At 55.1% G+C, this 16,359-nt stretch carries 16 protein-coding genes; 4 read left to right on the plus strand and 12 right to left on the minus strand.

The window, feature by feature from the left end; translation table 11 throughout:
* Window positions 1-142 precede the first annotated feature (142 nt).
* Window positions 143-1,372 carry an EAL and HDOD domain-containing protein gene (locus USF70_RS04185; RefSeq protein ID WP_320735300.1) on the plus strand — a complete coding sequence of 410 codons (1,230 nt, stop codon included), beginning with the start codon at window positions 143-145 and terminating at the stop codon, window positions 1,370-1,372.
* A 46-nt stretch (window positions 1,373-1,418) separates the two neighbouring features.
* On the opposite strand, the gene potD is transcribed toward USF70_RS04185, so the two are convergent.
* The 4 genes from potD to potA are packed head-to-tail and all read right to left on the minus strand — an operon-like array spanning window position 1,419 to window position 5,227.
* Window positions 1,419-2,453 carry a spermidine/putrescine ABC transporter substrate-binding protein PotD gene (gene potD / locus USF70_RS04190; protein WP_320735301.1) on the minus strand — a complete coding sequence of 345 codons (1,035 nt, stop codon included), beginning with the start codon at window positions 2,451-2,453 and terminating at the stop codon, window positions 1,419-1,421.
* The gene (gene potC, locus USF70_RS04195; protein ID WP_047061589.1) at window positions 2,450-3,241 is read right to left on the minus strand and encodes a spermidine/putrescine ABC transporter permease PotC; all 792 of its coding nucleotides are present in this window, start codon (window positions 3,239-3,241) and stop codon (window positions 2,450-2,452) included. Before potC ends, potD begins: the two co-directional genes overlap by 4 nt.
* The gene (gene potB / locus USF70_RS04200; protein WP_033145229.1) at window positions 3,238-4,095 is read right to left on the minus strand and encodes a spermidine/putrescine ABC transporter permease PotB; all 858 of its coding nucleotides are present in this window, start codon (window positions 4,093-4,095) and stop codon (window positions 3,238-3,240) included. The genes potC and potB overlap by 4 nt, the downstream gene beginning before the upstream one ends.
* Window positions 4,079-5,227, minus strand: coding sequence for a spermidine/putrescine ABC transporter ATP-binding protein PotA (potA, locus tag USF70_RS04205; protein WP_170864495.1), 1,149 nt, complete (start codon window positions 5,225-5,227; stop codon window positions 4,079-4,081). Before potA ends, potB begins: the two co-directional genes overlap by 17 nt.
* A gap of 237 nt (window positions 5,228-5,464) precedes the next feature.
* On the opposite strand from potA, the gene pepT reads away from it, so the two are divergent.
* Complete coding sequence (pepT, locus tag USF70_RS04210; protein WP_320735302.1) at window positions 5,465-6,688, plus strand: peptidase T; 1,224 nt, start codon at window positions 5,465-5,467, stop codon at window positions 6,686-6,688.
* A 41-nt stretch (window positions 6,689-6,729) separates the two neighbouring features.
* Here pepT and USF70_RS04215 read toward each other — a convergent pair whose 3' ends face one another.
* The 8 genes from USF70_RS04215 to rluE form a co-directional block, all read right to left on the minus strand.
* Window positions 6,730-7,851, minus strand: a complete 1,122-nt coding sequence (locus tag USF70_RS04215) for a cupin domain-containing protein (RefSeq protein WP_023311180.1) — start codon at window positions 7,849-7,851, stop codon at window positions 6,730-6,732.
* Between the two features lie 91 nt (window positions 7,852-7,942).
* The gene (gene phoQ / locus USF70_RS04220; protein WP_064672296.1) at window positions 7,943-9,406 is read right to left on the minus strand and encodes a two-component system sensor histidine kinase PhoQ; all 1,464 of its coding nucleotides are present in this window, start codon (window positions 9,404-9,406) and stop codon (window positions 7,943-7,945) included.
* Window positions 9,407-10,078, minus strand: a complete 672-nt coding sequence (phoP, locus tag USF70_RS04225; RefSeq protein WP_028019015.1) for a two-component system response regulator PhoP — start codon at window positions 10,076-10,078, stop codon at window positions 9,407-9,409.
* A gap of 123 nt (window positions 10,079-10,201) precedes the next feature.
* Complete coding sequence (gene purB / locus USF70_RS04230) at window positions 10,202-11,572, minus strand: adenylosuccinate lyase (RefSeq protein ID WP_008500757.1); 1,371 nt, start codon at window positions 11,570-11,572, stop codon at window positions 10,202-10,204.
* Between the two features lie 19 nt (window positions 11,573-11,591).
* On the minus strand, window positions 11,592-12,221 hold the full coding sequence (gene hflD, locus USF70_RS04235) for a high frequency lysogenization protein HflD (protein WP_047061594.1): 630 nt from the start codon (window positions 12,219-12,221) through the stop codon (window positions 11,592-11,594).
* 26 nt (window positions 12,222-12,247) lie between these two features.
* Entirely contained in the window at window positions 12,248-13,360 is a 1,113-nt protein-coding gene (mnmA, locus tag USF70_RS04240) for a tRNA 2-thiouridine(34) synthase MnmA (RefSeq protein WP_032657963.1), read from the minus strand.
* A gap of 40 nt (window positions 13,361-13,400) precedes the next feature.
* Window positions 13,401-13,874 (minus strand): NUDIX hydrolase, encoded by a 474-nt coding sequence (locus USF70_RS04245; protein ID WP_033145233.1) that lies wholly within the window; start codon window positions 13,872-13,874, stop codon window positions 13,401-13,403.
* A 9-nt stretch (window positions 13,875-13,883) separates the two neighbouring features.
* Window positions 13,884-14,537: a 23S rRNA pseudouridine(2457) synthase RluE gene (gene rluE, locus USF70_RS04250; protein WP_069302654.1), complete on the minus strand. Its 654-nt coding sequence runs from the start codon at window positions 14,535-14,537 to the stop codon at window positions 13,884-13,886.
* Between the two features lie 117 nt (window positions 14,538-14,654).
* On the opposite strand from rluE, the gene icd reads away from it, so the two are divergent.
* Together icd and USF70_RS04260 are read left to right on the plus strand one after the other, a co-directional pair.
* Complete coding sequence (gene icd, locus USF70_RS04255; protein WP_032657958.1) at window positions 14,655-15,905, plus strand: NADP-dependent isocitrate dehydrogenase; 1,251 nt, start codon at window positions 14,655-14,657, stop codon at window positions 15,903-15,905.
* 78 nt (window positions 15,906-15,983) lie between these two features.
* On the plus strand, window positions 15,984-16,331 hold the full coding sequence (locus USF70_RS04260) for a DUF1304 domain-containing protein (protein ID WP_023311240.1): 348 nt from the start codon (window positions 15,984-15,986) through the stop codon (window positions 16,329-16,331).
* Window positions 16,332-16,359: the final 28 nt, after the last annotated feature.

Here is a 16,359-nt window from a genome sequence, read left to right on the forward strand (position 1 = left end):
TAAATTTTGATTTGTAAATCCGGTTAATTAGTGTGGATGCTTTTATTTTGTGCATTCTATCAAAATAGTGCTCGATAAAGCTCGTTATCGTCGTGTAGAAAGAGGATGCTAATAAATATAAAGTTGTAGAGGAGGATGGGATATGTACGGATTTATTGCGCGACAACCCATTTTTAACCCTGAGATGAAGACGGTGGCCTATGAGCTGCTCTTCAGAGATGGGATGACAAACCGTTTTCCGGACGTGTCGGCGGAATATGCCACCTCCAGGATGATATCAGATCAGTTTTTATGCGTGCCGTCCCAGCGCATCGCCGGGGCACATACGTCGTTTATTAATTTCCCTTCGCGGATGGTCATAGACCGCAGTGGAGAAGCGCTGGATAAAGAGAGCGTGGTCATTGAGATCCTGGAAGATGCTGTGCCGGGAGCGGAGCTGTTGCAGGCCGTCAGGGAGATGAGTGCGGATGGTTATCAGTTTGCGCTTGATGATTTCACCCTTGCTCCAGAATGGGATGCTTTTTTACCCTATATTTCAATACTGAAATTTGACGTCAGAAATTATACCTTAGCGCAAATTAAACAGTATCTGAAAGAGCGTAAACATTTAACCGGGCATATTAAATATCTCGCTGAAAAAATTGAGACTAAAGAGGAATTCAGCCAATACAGGGAAGAGGGATTCTCGCTGTTTCAGGGCTATTTTTTCTGCCGTCCGGAGGTCATTAAATATAAACGGCTATCGCAAAATCAGCTGGCAATTTTTCGGCTGCAAATGGAGGTTGGGCGCAATAAGCCTGATTTTCGGATCGTCGAGTCGTTGATTAAAACCGATCTCACGCTGTCCTGGAAAATCATGCGCTACATGAAGCACACCGCCTTTAAACATATCGGTGCCTGTAATTTCAGCAAGTTAACCCTGAGTGAAGTCCTCAGATATCTCGGAGAAAACCAGCTGAGACGGTTTGTTGCCGTCGTGGTCCTGGCGAGCGCAGGCAATGACACCGTCAGCGAGCTTTATCCGCTGAGCATGATGCGCGGCAAGTTCTGCGAGCTGATAGCCGGGACGATGAACGAACCGGCGCTGGCTGAAAATGCCTTCATGTGCGGCCTGTTTTCGCTGCTCGATACCCTCCTCGAACAGCCGATGGCCGAGTTGATGAAGCAAATTGCGGTCCCGCAGAGCGTGAGCAATGCCCTGTGCCACCAGGAGGGACGGTTAGCCGATATGGTGAGCCTGTGCCGTTACTATGAACAGCAGCAGTGGGACGAGGCTGCCCGGGTTCGTCAGGCGCTGGGTCTGTCGGATGAGGATGTGGTTGAGGCGATGAGAAAGGCGACGATCTGGGCTGGGGAGAATGCGGTCAGTTAATCCTCCTCACGCCGCACGTACGGCGTGAGGAAGAACGCGATACCGTTTATCGGCCCGCTTTTAATTTCTGGTAATACTCTTCGTAGAGGCGGCTGGCGTCACCGACATCGTTTTGCCATTCACCTTTGCTGATGGTTTCGGCATCCGGGTAGAGCGATTTATCGTTAGCCACTTCAGGCTTCAGCAGCCTGCGTGCGGCGAGGTTTGGCGTCGGGTAGCCAATCGTCTCGGCAACCTGTTTCGCCACGTCCGGGCGCAGCAGGAAGTTAATCAGCTTGTGCGCCCCTTCAGCGTTTTTCGCGTTGGCGGGGATCGCAAGGCTGTCCATCCAGAAGATCCCCCCTTCTTTCGGCCAGACCACCTCAAGCGGCGTCCCGGCCTGGCGGGCGACATACGCGGAGCCGTTCCACACCATCCCCAGGTTCACTTCGCCTTCCATATACGGGTTTGCCGGGTTATCAGAGTTGTACGCCGCCACGTTAGGCATCAGCTTTTTCAGCTCGGCATATGCCGCTTCAATCTCTTTGGGATCCGTCGTGTTGCCCGAGTAGCCCAGCTTGCGCAGCGCGACCTGGAACACTTCACGCGCGTCGTCGGTTAACAGCAGGCTACCCTTGTATTCCGGTTTCCACAGGTCGGCCCAGCTTGTCACTGTTTTCGGATCGACGGCATCGCTATTCACGCCAATCGCGGTTGCCCCCCAGATGTACGGAATGGAGTAGTCGTTATTGGGGTCGAACGGCTTGTTGAGCATCTCTGGATCGAGGTTTGCAAAATTGGTTAGCTTCGTTTTGTCGATCTTCTGGATCATGCCCTCTTTGCGCATTTTGTCGACAAAGTAGGTGGAAGGCACGACCAGATCGTACGCGCCGTCTTTGTAGGTTTTCAGCTTGGCGTACATGGTTTCATTCGACTCGTAGGTCGAGTAGATAACCTTGATGCCCGTCTCCTTTGTGAACTGTTCCAACAGGCCCGGCGGCACGTATTCGGTCCAGTTGTAGAAGTAGAGCGTTTTGCTGTCATCAGCGTGCGCGGCACCCATGCCAAGCACCAGCGCCGCAGCGGCGAGCATTTTTTTCATTTCATTGTCCCCTGAGATTTTGTTTTATCACGAGCAATAACCTGGCTGGCGATCACCAGCACCAGCGAAAACACCAGCAGAATGGTTGCCAGCGCGTTCACCTCCGGTGAGACGCCGACTTTCACCATTGAATAGATCTTCAACGGCAGAATTTCATAGCTCGGACCGGTGACGAAGGAGGACACGACCACGTCATCCATCGACAGGGTGAAGCTAAGTAGCCATCCGGCCGCCACGGCGGGCATCGCCAGCGGCAAGATGATTTTGCGCAGGATGGTCATCTCGCTGGCGCCCAGATCCTTCGCCGCCTCCAGCATGCGCACGTCGAACCCTTTCAGGCGCGCGAAAACAGTCACCACCACAAACGGCAGGCAGAAGGTGATGTGTGAGAACAGCAGCGACCAGAAGCCAAGCTGTACGCCCAGCAGCATAAACAGCACCAGCAGCGAAATGGCCATCACGATGTCCGGCGACATCATCACCACAAACAGCATGCCGCTGACAAACGGTTTGCCGCGAAAGCGATAGCGGTAGAGCGCCACGGCGGTGAGCGAGCCAATCAGCGTCGCGAAGGTGGCGGAGAAGATCGCCATCGTCAGCGAGTGCTGCGCGGCCTGAAGGAGGCTATCGTTGTTCATCAGCAGGCTGTACCAGCTGGTGGTAAAGCCCTGCCAGTTAATCCCGAAGCGTGAGCTGTTAAACGAGTTCACGATCAAAATAACGATCGGGATATAGAGCCAGGCATAAATGGCGGTCATAAAACCGCCGCGAAGCAGTCGACCGATCATTCGAGTTCCACCTTTTTATTCAGCAAGCGTGAGGCGCGCCAGTAGACCAGCAGCATCAGGCCCATGATCACCGTCAGCGTAATGCTGGTCGCGGAGCCGAACGGCCAGTCGCGGATGTTCAGGAACTGGCTCTTGATCACGTTACCGATCAGCAGGTTTTTCGCGCCGCCCATCAGATCCGACACGTAGAACAAACCCATCGCCGGGAGCATTACCAGCAGACAGCCCGCAATAATGCCCGGCATGGTCAGCGGGATAATAATGCGTATGAAGGTCTGCAGCTTGTTAGCGCCCAGATCTTTTGCCGCCTCCAGCAGCGGTTTATCCAGCTTCTCGATGCTGGAGTAGAGCGGCATCACCATAAACGGCAGCAGGATATAGACCAGGCCGACAATCACCGCGCTCGGGGTAAACATGATGCGGATCGGCGTATCAATCACCCCCAGCCACAGTAGAAACTCGTTGAGATAGCCTTTAGTGCTGAGGAAGATCTTCAGCCCGTAGATGCGGATTAACGAGTTGGTCCAGAAGGGAACAATCAGTAAAAACAGCAGCAGGGGCCGCACCTTTTGCGGCAGGCCCGCGAGGAACCATGCGAAAGGATACCCCAGCACCAGACAGGCAAGGGTGGCAATCAGCGCCATGTTGAGCGAGTGCAGCAGCACGTCAAAATAGAGCGGATCGAGCAGGCGCGCGTAGTTGTCCAGCGTAAAGACCAGCGAAACGAAGCTAGCGTCGTCGCGGGTCAGAAAGCTGGTGGCAACGATCATCAGGTTGGGTAAAAAGACAAACAGCACAAGCCAACCGACGATCGTGGCGATCACCACATTCTGGAATTTACTTGTGTTCTTCATCAGCCAGCACAACCTCCCAGCTTTCTACCCAGTTGATAACCATTTTCTGGTCGAGAGAGTGGTCGAAGTCAGGGTCGTCTTCGTTAAAGAACTCGCTGACCATCACCATCTTGCCGTTCTCCAGCTCGACAACGGACTCCAGCGTCATCCCTTTGTAGTTGCGCTCGCGGATATAGCCGATTAACCCTTCGGCCTCGGTATTGCCGTGAATTTCATCGACGCGCAGATCTTCCGGGCGCAGCAGAACGTTGAGTTTTTGTCCCTTTTCGACGGGGAAAGTCACCGTGATATTACACTCGCGTCCTTCGACGCTGGCGCGCACGCGCTGGTCGTCCAGACGCTCAATCACCGTGGCGTCGAAGATATTGATCTCGCCAATGAAGCTGGCGACAAACAGATTCTTCGGCTCTTCGTAGATTTCGCGCGGCGTGCCGTCCTGCTCGATTTTGCCGTCGCGCATTACCACGATGCGGTCGGACATGGTCAGGGCCTCTTCCTGATCGTGGGTGACGAAGACAAAGGTAATGCCGAGCTTGCGCTGCAGGGCTTTAAGCTCGTTCTGCATCTGCTTGCGCAGCTTGTAATCCAGCGCGGAGAGGGATTCATCCAGCAGGAGCAGGCGCGGCTTGTTGACCACGGCGCGGGCGATGGCCACGCGCTGCTGCTGGCCGCCGGAAAGCTGATGGGGTTTACGCTGGGCAAACGTCTCAAGCTGCACCATGCGCAGGGCGTCGGTGACGCGCGGTTCGATCTCATTCGCCGGCGTTTTTTGCATCCGCAGGCCAAACGCCACGTTTTCAAACACGGTCATGTGCGGGAACAGGGCGTAGCTCTGAAAGACGGTATTGACGTGGCGGTCTTCGGCAGGAACTTGGGTGATGTCCTGGTTTTCAAGATGGATATGGCCGTTATCGACGCTTTCCAGCCCGGCGATAAGGCGCAGTACGGTTGTTTTGCCGCAGCCCGAGGGGCCAAGCAGCGTCAGAAACTCACCGTCATTGATGGTCAGAGTGAGGTCGGAAATAACGTCTTTACCATCAAAACTTTTACGAATTCGTTCCAGTTGCACCAGCGGTGAACGTGAACGGGATTGTGTATTCAATTTTTGCGCTGTCCCATATAGACGCCTCAGGCAGCAGACTGAAGCGGGGTTTGTGTGTAACCACCTTGGTGACTCGTAATGAGGGCGGACATTCTACGGCAATCCCCTGCGATCGCCAAACCTTGTCACTGATTCATAAGCTACATTTACTAACGCATAACCATATAAACGGAAAATATTCTCGTTTGCGGGATAAAAGTGACCTGACGCAATATTTGCGTTTTGATGCTTACTGATAATGTTGTCACGAAAAGTGAGGGTGACTGCATGGATAAATTACTTGAGCGTTTTTTACAGTACGTTTCGCTGGATACCCAATCTAAGCCGGGTGTTCGCCAGGTGCCGAGCACCGAAGGCCAGTGGAAGTTATTAAACCTGCTTAAAGAGCAGCTTGACGCCATGGGGCTGGTCAACGTCACGTTAAGCGAAAAAGGCACTGTGATGGCAACGCTGCCGGCGAATGTCCAGGGGGATATTCCGGCGATTGGCTTTATCTCCCATGTCGACACCTCTCCGGATTTTAGCGGTAAACATGTGAACCCGCAGATTGTGGAAAATTACCGCGGCGGCGATATTGCGCTGGGCATTGGCGACGAGGTGCTCTCGCCGGTGATGTTCCCGGTACTGCACCAGCTGCTGGGCCAGACGCTGATCACCACCGACGGTAAAACGCTGCTGGGGGCGGATGACAAGGCGGGCATTGCGGAGATCATGACCGCGCTGGCGGTGCTGAAGGGCAAAAACATCCCGCACGGCGATATCCGCGTGGCCTTTACGCCGGATGAAGAGGTCGGCAAGGGCGCGAAGCACTTCGACGTGGAAGCTTTTAACGCGCAGTGGGCCTATACCGTCGACGGCGGCGGCGTCGGTGAACTGGAGTATGAAAACTTCAATGCCGCGTCCGTCACGATCAAAATTGTCGGCAACAACGTTCATCCCGGTTCGGCGAAAGGCGTCATGGTGAACGCGCTGTCGCTGGCGTCCAGAATTCATGCAGAAGTCCCGTCGGAAGAGAGCCCTGAACAGACCGAAGGGTATGAAGGTTTCTATCACCTGACCAGCATCAAAGGCACCGTGGACAGCGCGCAGATGCACTACATCATCCGCGATTTCGACCGCAAAGCCTTTGAGGCGCGCAAGCGCAAGATGATGGAGATCGCAAAGAAGGTCGGTAAAGGTTTACACCCTGATTGCTATATTGAGCTGATCATTGAAGACAGCTATTACAACATGCGCGAGAAGGTGATGGCGCATCCGCATATTCTCGATATCGCCCAGCAGGCAATGCGCGACTGCGATATTGAACCGCAGCTGAAGCCGATTCGCGGCGGCACCGACGGTTCTCAGCTGTCGTTTATGGGGCTGCCGTGCCCGAACCTGTTTACCGGTGGCTACAACTACCATGGTAAGCATGAGTTCGTGACGCTGGAGGGGATGGAAAAAGCGGTGAAGGTGATAGTGCGGATAGCGGAGTTGACCGCGAAGCGGTAAGAAAAGCCCGGTGGCGAAGCGCCACCGGGAATTAAGGCGACTCAGTCCTCAAAGAACCAGTACCCGCTGTTGACCAGCGCGGCCAGCATCGCGAGGAAGGAAGGATCCTCCAGCGCATCGCCAAAGGTGTCGGCAGTCAGCACCAGATGGCTGGCAATGGCTTCCAGCGCCGGACGGTGCGGAGAGTCCAGCTTCTCGCCGTTGACGAACACCTCTTCACCAATGCGCAGCACGCGCAACCCGCCCAGACGCGTCAGCTTGTCGCCCTGCTGAAGCGCATCATAAATCTCGTCGGCCTGATACGGCGGCTCCGGCGGCGCAACGTCCAGCTCATGACGAGACTGGCTGATAAACTCACCAAACCACTGTTTGAAGTGCTCCGGCTCGTTGATCAGATCCAGCATCATGCCGCGCAGCTTATCGAGTTCTTCTGGCAGAATATCCGCCGGATGCTCGCGCGCAGGCACATCAGGATCGCTGTAACGATAGCTGCCCAGCTCGCGTTGCAGAACATAGTCGGCAAATCCGCTGATCATCTCGCGGCCGCTTGGCGCGCGGAACCCCACGGAGTAGTTGAGTGAGTTTTCCAGGGAGTAGCCTTCGTGAGGGAATCCCGGCGGAATGTAGAGAATATCACCCGGCTCCAGCTCTTCATCGATAATCCCTTCAAACGGGTCAACCTGAAGCAGGTCAGGATGCGGGCAGTGCTGCTTCATCGGGACTTTTTCGCCCACGCGCCAGCGGCGGCGGCCCGTACCCTGAATGATGAACACGTCGTACTGGTCAAGATGTGGACCTACGCCGCCGCCCGGCACGGAGAAGGAGATCATCAGATCGTCCATGCGCCAGTCGGGCAGGGCGCGGAACGGGCGCATTAAGGCGGCAGTCGGCTCGTGCCAGTGGTTGACCGCCTGCACCAGCAGCGACCAGTTGTTTTCACCGAGGTGATCGTAGCTCTCGAAAGGACCGTGGCTAACCTGCCATTTCCCGTCCTGGTGGCTCACCAGACGGCTGTCGACTTCGTTTTCCATGGCCAGACCTGCCAGCTCGTCAGGCGAGATAGGGTCGACAAAATTGCTGAATCCGCGTTTCAGAACCACCGGGCGTTTTTGCCAGTAACGTTCAATAAACTCGGGCCAGTTAAGCGTTAAGTGATAATCCATATTTTTTTATTCCGCAGGCTCTTACTGACTCGGATTATAACGGAAGCTCAGCCCCCCGGCTGCGAGATCCTCGCATTTTTCACATAACGGGTTAACTATCGTTCAATGTGGGCTGCTGGCGGCCAAAAATAACCTCCATTCTGGCGCCGCCCAGCAGACTTTCGCCGGTTTCGATTTTCCCGTCGTACTGGTCGACAATCTCACGGGCGACGGCTAATCCTACGCCCTGGCCAGGACGTAGCGTATCGGCGCGCTGACCGCGATCGAACACCACATCGCGTTTATTTCGCGGGATCCCCGGGCCATCATCCTCAACGATAATATGCAGTTCGGTTTCCGTCTGACGCGCTGACACTTCCACGAACTCCAGGCAGTATTTGCAGGCGTTATCCAGCAGGTTACCCATCACTTCCATGAAGTCATTTTTTTCACCCACAAAGCTTATCTCTGGCGAGATATCGAGGCTGATGTTCACCCCTTTACGCTGATACACCTTGTTGAGGGCGGACGTGAGGTTATCCAGAAGCGGGGCTACCGGGTGCAGCTCGCGGCTCAGAAGCGCGCTGCCGGAACGCATGCTGGCGCGGTGCAGGTAATAGCCAATTTGCTGTGAAATACGGCTGATCTGCTCCAGCATCACCGGCTCGGCATCATCGACGCTCAGCTTCGAACTGCGCATTGAACGCAGGGTACTTTGCATGACGGCCAGCGGAGTTTTCAGGCTGTGGGTCAGGTCGGTAAGGGTGGTACGGTATTTATCGTAGCGTTCGCGTTCACTTTTCAGCAGGCGGTTGAGGTTACGCACCAGGCTGGTGAGCTCACGGGTGGTTTCCGGGTTCAGCTTCTCGCGATGATGTTCTTCCAGCTCACGAACCTCTTTCGCCAGTGACTCAATGGGGCGCAAGCTCCACCACGCTGCCACCCACAGCAGCGGGATCACCAGCAGGAGATTCGCAGCCAGAACGTAGATGAACCAGCTCCAGACCATATAAGAACGCTTCAGCTCGACCGGAATGGTGTCGATCACCACAATGGTCAGCTGCGGCATGTTCAGCGTCGCCGGATAGAGGTTAATCGCGACGGAGTGCGTCATCTCCGTTTCGGCGTTGTCGGCGCGGATCTCGTTCAGCTTTTGCTGCAGGGAGCGATCTTCACGGATCAGCGAGCTGGTGGTGTTGAGATCGGCTTCAATTTCATGAAACCCGTTGGTTTTGAGCCAGTCCGGACGAATGCTTTTAACCAGCCAGGGGATATCACGCTGCGCCCACAGTAATTTCCCTTTTTCGTTATAAATCAGGGCCAGCGTTGGACTCTGCTGGTTGAGGTTTTCCGGCATTTCGACGGTGATTCGGTTGTTTTCCCACTTCGCCAGGGTATAAAACAGATTGCTTTCGCCGCGTAACAGTCGAAAGGTGGTTTTATCAAAGCTGACGCTGTAGCCCACCAGGGCGACCATGCCGTAGGAGAGCGACAGCACCAGCACGACGGCGGCTGTTGCCAGTAAGAAACGAACCCGCAGCGAGAGGGGCAGAATGTGGCGTAAAATCCCTCTCATTTAGCGTAATTCGAACAGGTAGCCCTGGCCACGGACGGTGGTAATCACATCCTGCGGATACTGCGCCTGAATTTTTTTACGCAAACGTCCCATCAGCACGTCAATGGTATGGCTCTCGCGCAGTTCAGCATCAGGATAAAGCTGGAGCATTAAGGAATCTTTGCTCACCACTTTGCCATTGTTACGGATCAGCGTTTCCATAATGGTGTATTCGAAGGCGGTGAGCTTAATCACTTCATCATTGATTGCTAATTCCCGCCGGGAGAGATCGACCTGGAATGGTGGGATGGAAATAACCTGTGAAGCCAGCCCGCTGTTGCGGCGTAACAGCGCCTGCATGCGCGCCGCCACCTCTTCAATATGAAACGGCTTGGTGACGTAATCGTCTGCACCCGCGCTGAGCACTTCGACCTTATCCTGCCAGCCTTCACGGGCGGTCAGAACCAGAACCGGCAGGGAGACATCGTGGCTGCGCCAGCGGCGAATTAACGACAGACCGTCTTCGTCAGGCAACCCTAAATCGACAATGGCGATATCCGGCAGGTGTTCATTGAGATAATAATCGGCTTCTTTTGCATCTTCAGCATCGTCCACCTGATGTCCCATCTCCTGAAGCTGAACCTTCAGGTGATGGCGTAGCAATGCGTTATCCTCAACAACCAGTACGCGCATCATCTCTTCTCCCTAAATAATTGGTATGAATAGTTTAACGCTGATTATGTTGTTGTGGGGATAAACATTGAGTAAACCGGGGAAAAGCATCCCCCTTTTCGGGCGAAAAGGGGGAGAAGGGCGTTACTTCAGCTCGTCGACCATGGTGATAGCGCGACCAATGTAGTTCGCCGGGGTCATCGCCTTCAGGCGCGTTTTCTCTTCTTCCGGCAGCGCCAGACCGTCGATAAACTGCTTCATGCCTTCGGCGTCAACGCGTTTGCCGCGGGTCAGCTCTTTCAGCTTCTCGTACGGTTTTTCGATACCGTAACGGCGCATCACGGTCTGGATTGGCTCCGCCAGCACTTCCCAGTTGTGATCCAGCTCGTCCAGCAGACGGTCACGGTTCACTTCCAGTTTGCTCACGCCTTTCAGGGTGGACTGGTACGCGATCAGCGCGTAGCCAATGCCCACGCCCAGGTTACGCAGTACGGTGGAGTCGGTCAGGTCGCGCTGCCAGCGGGATACCGGCAGTTTGCTCGCCATATGCTGCAGCACGGCGTTCGCCAGGCCCAGGTTGCCTTCGGAGTTTTCGAAGTCGATTGGGTTCACTTTGTGCGGCATGGTGGAAGAGCCGATTTCACCGGCGATGGTTTTCTGCTTGAAGTGGTTCAGGGCGATGTAGCCCCACACGTCACGATCGAAGTCGATCAGGATGGTGTTGAAGCGCGCGATGCAGTCAAACAGTTCGGCGATATAGTCGTGCGGCTCAATCTGCGTGGTGTACGGGTTCCACTGAATGCCCAGAGAGGTCACGAACTCTTCGCTGAACTGGTGCCAGTCCACTTCCGGGTAAGCGGCGATGTGGGCGTTATAGTTACCGACCGCGCCGTTGATTTTGCCGAGGATCTCAACCTGCTCCAGCTGACGGTACTGGCGCTCCATACGGTACGCGACGTTAGCCATCTCTTTACCCATCGTGGATGGGGTGGCCGGCTGGCCGTGGGTACGGGAGAGCAGCGGAATGTCGCGGTATTCCACGGACAGCGCTTTTACCGCGTCGATGATTTTACGCCAGTAAGGCAGCACCACCTCTTTACGCGCGGTGGAGAGCATCAGCGCGTGAGAGAGGTTGTTGATGTCTTCAGAGGTACAGGCGAAGTGAATGAACTCAGACACGGCATGCAGCGCAGGGACGCTTTCCACTTTCTCTTTCAGGAAGTACTCAACCGCTTTCACGTCGTGGTTGGTGGTGCGTTCGATGGTTTTAATGCGCGCGGCGTCTTGTTCGCTAAACTCGGCAACGATTTTATCAAGGTAATCGTTTGCCTTTTCGTCAAAAGCAGGAACTTCCTTGATTGCTGCCTGGGCGGCCAGCTTTTGCAGCCAGCGTACTTCAACCTGAACACGGAACTTCAGCAAACCATATTCGCTGAAGATCCCGCGCAGCGCGCTGACTTTATCGCCGTAGCGTCCATCGACAGGGGATACGGCGGTCAGTGAGGATAATTCCATAATTCGCAACTCCGGGAGGTTAACAATGAGCAAGAATTTGTTTTGCCTGAGTGGTCAGGCGATTACGAGAAAACATTAACTGCAGGCGGCCACCGCCCACCTGGTGCCACAGCACGGCGGCGCGGATACCTGCCAGCAGGGACGCGCGCACTTTTGCCTGTACCTGCGGACTTTGCAGCACGGCAGGGGATCCGGTGACCTGAATACGCGGGCCCAGCGGGCTGATGACGTCAACATAAATGCCGGCCATAGCGCTCAGCAGCGTGTCGGACTGCAGGTCAAAATGATCGAGCTGGCGCTGCAGCCCGGCAATACGATCGCCCAGGGTATTCATTGCGCCTTTTGCAGCGCTCAACTTACGCTCCAGCACCATCAGGCTCAGCGTGTAGCGGGTCAGCTCCGCGTTTAATCCCTGACGGCTGCTGGCGTTAAGCACGCCGAGCAGGGTTTCAAGACCGAGACGAAGATTAGTTTCACTGCCGCCGAACACGCCCAGGGTCGAGCCGGGGTTGAGATCGATAACGCTGTTCAGTGAAACGTGCAGGGCATCTGCGTCGCAATGACCCTGATGCGCCAGCTGTTGCACCAGACGGGCTGACTGGCAAATTCCCGCCAGCGCCAGGGTGATGTCATAGTAGTTCTTCGCCACACGCTCTCCTTTATGTGTGAATCGTATTAAACAGCAGGCAGCGGCAGGCGCTGTTCAATGATCCCGCCGCCCAGACAGATTTCGCCGCTGTAGAAGACAGCAGACTGACCCGGGGTGACGGCCGCGACCGGCTCGTCGAAACGCACGTCAATGCGATCGTCATCAAGCGCGGTAATGGTGCAAGGAATATCGGTCTGGCGGTAGCGTGTTTTCACCGTGCAGCGCAGGGTGCCTTTCAGCGGCTCACGATCGACCCAGTGCAGCTGCTGTGCAATAAGGCCAACGGACATCAGACGCGGATGATCGTGGCCCTGGGCAACAACCAGAATATTGTTTTCGACGTCTTTGTCGACAACATACCATGGATCTTCGCTACCTTCTTTGGTCCCGCCAATACCGAGGCCTTTACGCTGGCCGAGCGTGTGGTACATCAGCCCCTGATGCTGGCCAATCTCTTCCCCGTCGACGGTGACAATTTTACCCGGCTGAGCAGGCAGATAACGTCCCAGGAAATCGCGGAATTTGCGCTCGCCGATGAAGCAAATGCCGGTAGAGTCTTTTTTCTTCGCGGTGATCAGGTCCAGCTCTTCGGCGATTTTACGCACCTGCGGCTTTTCCAGCTCGCCGACCGGGAACAGGCTCTGGGCGATTTGCTCGTGGCTCAGCGTATAGAGGAAGTAGCTTTGATCTTTGTTGCCGTCCAGACCGCGCAGCAGCTGGCTTTTGCCATTGACGTCTGCGCGACGCACGTAGTGACCGGTCGCGATGTAGTCAGCGCCCAGATCTTCCGCGGCGAATTCCAGGAAGGCCTTAAATTTGATCTCTTTGTTGCACAGAATATCCGGGTTCGGCGTGCGGCCCGCTTTGTACTCTTCCAGGAACAGTTCAAAAACGTTGTCCCAGTATTCTGCGGCAAAGTTAACGGTGTGCAGTTCAATGCCGAGCTTATCGCATACGGCCTGCGCGTCGGCGAGATCCGCAGCGGCGGTGCAGTATTCCTCGCCATCATCTTCCTCCCAGTTCTTCATGAACAGGCCCTCCACCTTATAGCCCTGTTGCTGTAACAGGTAGGCGGAAACGGAGGAATCGACACCGCCGGACATGCCGACGATCACTTTTTTCTGGCTGTTATCTGACATGGAATACTCACGACATTGAACTTCAAGGCGGCGTATTCTATCACGCCCCCCCACCATTGACACCCTCTGTAAACGGCCAGTTAAATGCGCCGATGACGTCCAGCGGTAAGCGGCCAGCAGACTGCCAGCAGCGAATGCTTTCCGCAACCAGCGGCGAGCGCAGGTTTGGCGCGTTCAGGATCTCGTCGGCGGTGACCCAGAGACAGCGATCGATATCGTCATCCTGCGGCTCTGTGGCGCACGTTTCGCTAAGCTCAACGGCGAATAAAAAGCGCAGAAACGGGGTGTGATCCGGCGCGATCCACTGGTGCATACGGATGAAGTGCTGGGGCTCAGCGTGAATACCGGTCTCTTCCCACAGCTCGCGTTTTGCTGCCTGCAGCAGGGTTTCATTGGCTTCAAGGTGTCCGGCAGGCTGGTTCCACAGCGCTTTGCCGTTAATGCTCTCTTCAACAACAAGGAATTTACCCCTGGCGTGGACCACGCAGGCAACCGTGACATGAGGTTTAAACATAGTGACTCCTTAAGGGGCGACGTCGCGCCATTCGCCGTTTGCCAGCGTTTCCAGGGTGTAGCTGCCCATGGCGTAGCGAATGAGACGCAGGGTAGGGAAGCCGACGTGTGCGGTCATGCGGCGAACCTGGCGGTTGCGGCCTTCATAAAGGGTGATTTTGAGCCAGCTTGTCGGGATGGATTTACGTTCACGAATCGGCGGGTTGCGCGGCCACAGCCACTCCGGCTCATTCACGCGTTCAATACCCGCGGGCAGGGTTGGGCCGTCGTTCAACGTCACGCCGCTGCGTAGCGCTGCCAGCGTCGCGTCATCCGGCTCGCCTTCCACCTGGACGAAGTAAATTTTACCGGTGCGTTTGCCCGGCTGCGTGAGCTTCGCCTGCAACGCGCCGTCGTTGGTTAAGACCAGAAGGCCTTCGCTGTCGCGGTCCAGGCGCCCGGCCGCGTAGACGCCCTGAACGGGAATGTAGTCCTTCAGCGTGCTGCGCCCGGCTTCATCGGTAAACTGCGGCAAAACATCGTAGGGTTTATTGAACAAAATAACCCGCTTCGGCTGGGTTTCCTGCGGTCTTCTGGCGGCTTGTCGCGAGCTGAATCGCTCAACCCGGTGTTTTGTAAAAGAAGTTTTCTTCATGGTATTTTCAGGCGTTATCAATTGCCGCATTATAGCCTAATAACGAAGACCTTTCATGGCGCAGGACAATCAGGTACTATCGAAGGGCTCATTACAATTTATTAACATAAGATCAGTAACAACCAGAAGCGCTCGAAGGAGAGGTTAATGGAAAGCAAAGTAGTTGTTCCGGCGGAAGGTAAAAAGATCACCCTGCAAAACGGCAAGATTAACGTTCCTCACAATCCGATTATCCCGTTCATCGAAGGTGACGGTATCGGTGTAGACGTTACCCCGGCGATGCTGAAAGTGGTTGATGCCGCTGTTGAGAAAGCCTACAAAGGCGAGCGTAAAATTTCCTGGATGGAAATTTACACCGGTGAGAAATCTACTCAAGTTTATGGCCAGGACGTCTGGCTGCCAGCAGAAACGCTGGACCTGATCCGCGACTACCGCGTTGCTATTAAAGGCCCACTGACGACGCCAGTTGGCGGCGGTATCCGTTCCCTGAACGTGGCACTGCGTCAGGAGCTGGACCTGTACGTGTGTCTGCGTCCGGTTCGTTACTATCAGGGCACCCCAAGCCCGGTTAAGCACCCTGAACTGACCGATATGGTTATCTTCCGCGAAAACTCAGAAGACATCTACGCGGGTATCGAATGGAAAGCGGACTCTGCTGACGCAGAAAAAGTGATTAAATTCCTGCGCGAAGAGATGGGCGTGAAGAAGATTCGCTTCCCTGAGCATTGCGGTATCGGCATCAAGCCATGCTCTGAAGACGGTACTAAACGTCTCGTGCGTGCGGCCATCGAATACGCGATCACCAACGACCGTGACTCTGTGACTCTGGTTCACAAAGGCAACATCATGAAGTTCACCGAAGGCGCGTTCAAAGACTGGGGCTACCAGTTGGCGAAAGAAGAGTTCGGCGGTGAGCTGATCGACGGCGGCCCGTGGCAGAAGATTAAGAACCCGAACACCGGCAAAGAGATCATCATTAAAGATGTGATCGCCGATGCGTTCCTGCAGCAGATCCTGCTGCGTCCTGCAGAATACGACGTAATTGCCTGTATGAACCTGAACGGTGACTACATCTCTGACGCCCTGGCTGCTCAGGTTGGTGGTATCGGTATCGCCCCTGGCGCGAACATCGGTGACGAGTGCGCCCTGTTCGAAGCGACCCACGGTACTGCACCTAAATACGCGGGCCAGGACAAAGTGAACCCAGGCTCTATCATCCTGTCCGCAGAGATGATGCTGCGTCATATGGAATGGTTCGAAGCCGCAGACCTGATCGTTAAAGGTATGGAAGGCGCGATCAACGCGAAAACCGTAACCTATGACTTCGAACGTCTGATGGAAGGCGCTAAGCTGCTGAAATGCTCAGAGTTTGGCGACGCGATTATCGCGAACATGTAATCCAGGATTCTGGGTTAAACAAGAGCGGGGGCCTGAGGGTTCCCGTTTTTTTTGCCTCTGCCTGCGGGAAACAACACGATGTTAGCCACCGTCCTTATCGCTGTCGTTGCATTCATCCATCTTTATATTCTTGTGCTGGAAATGTTCCTGTGGAATACCAAAACAGGGCATAAGGCCTTTAATCTGCGTCCTGATTTTGCGCGCGAGACCCGCGTGCTGGCCGCGAATCAGGGGCTGTATAACGGTTTTCTGGCGGCCGGTCTGCTCTGGAGCCTCTGGCTCGGGGAAAAGGGGATTCAGGTGGCCATCTTCTTCCTTACCTGCGTGCTGATCGCCGGACTCTTTGGCGCAGCCACCGCCAGCCGAAAAATTTTGTATGTACAGGCCGCGCCTGCTCTCGCAGCGCTGCTTGCGTTACTCATCTGAAGCAATGCTTTGGTTGAGATTAGGCGTC

The organism is Enterobacter sp. 237C8 (assembly GCF_034106865.1).
Taxonomy (GTDB): Bacteria; Pseudomonadota; Gammaproteobacteria; order Enterobacterales; family Enterobacteriaceae; genus Enterobacter; species Enterobacter asburiae_B.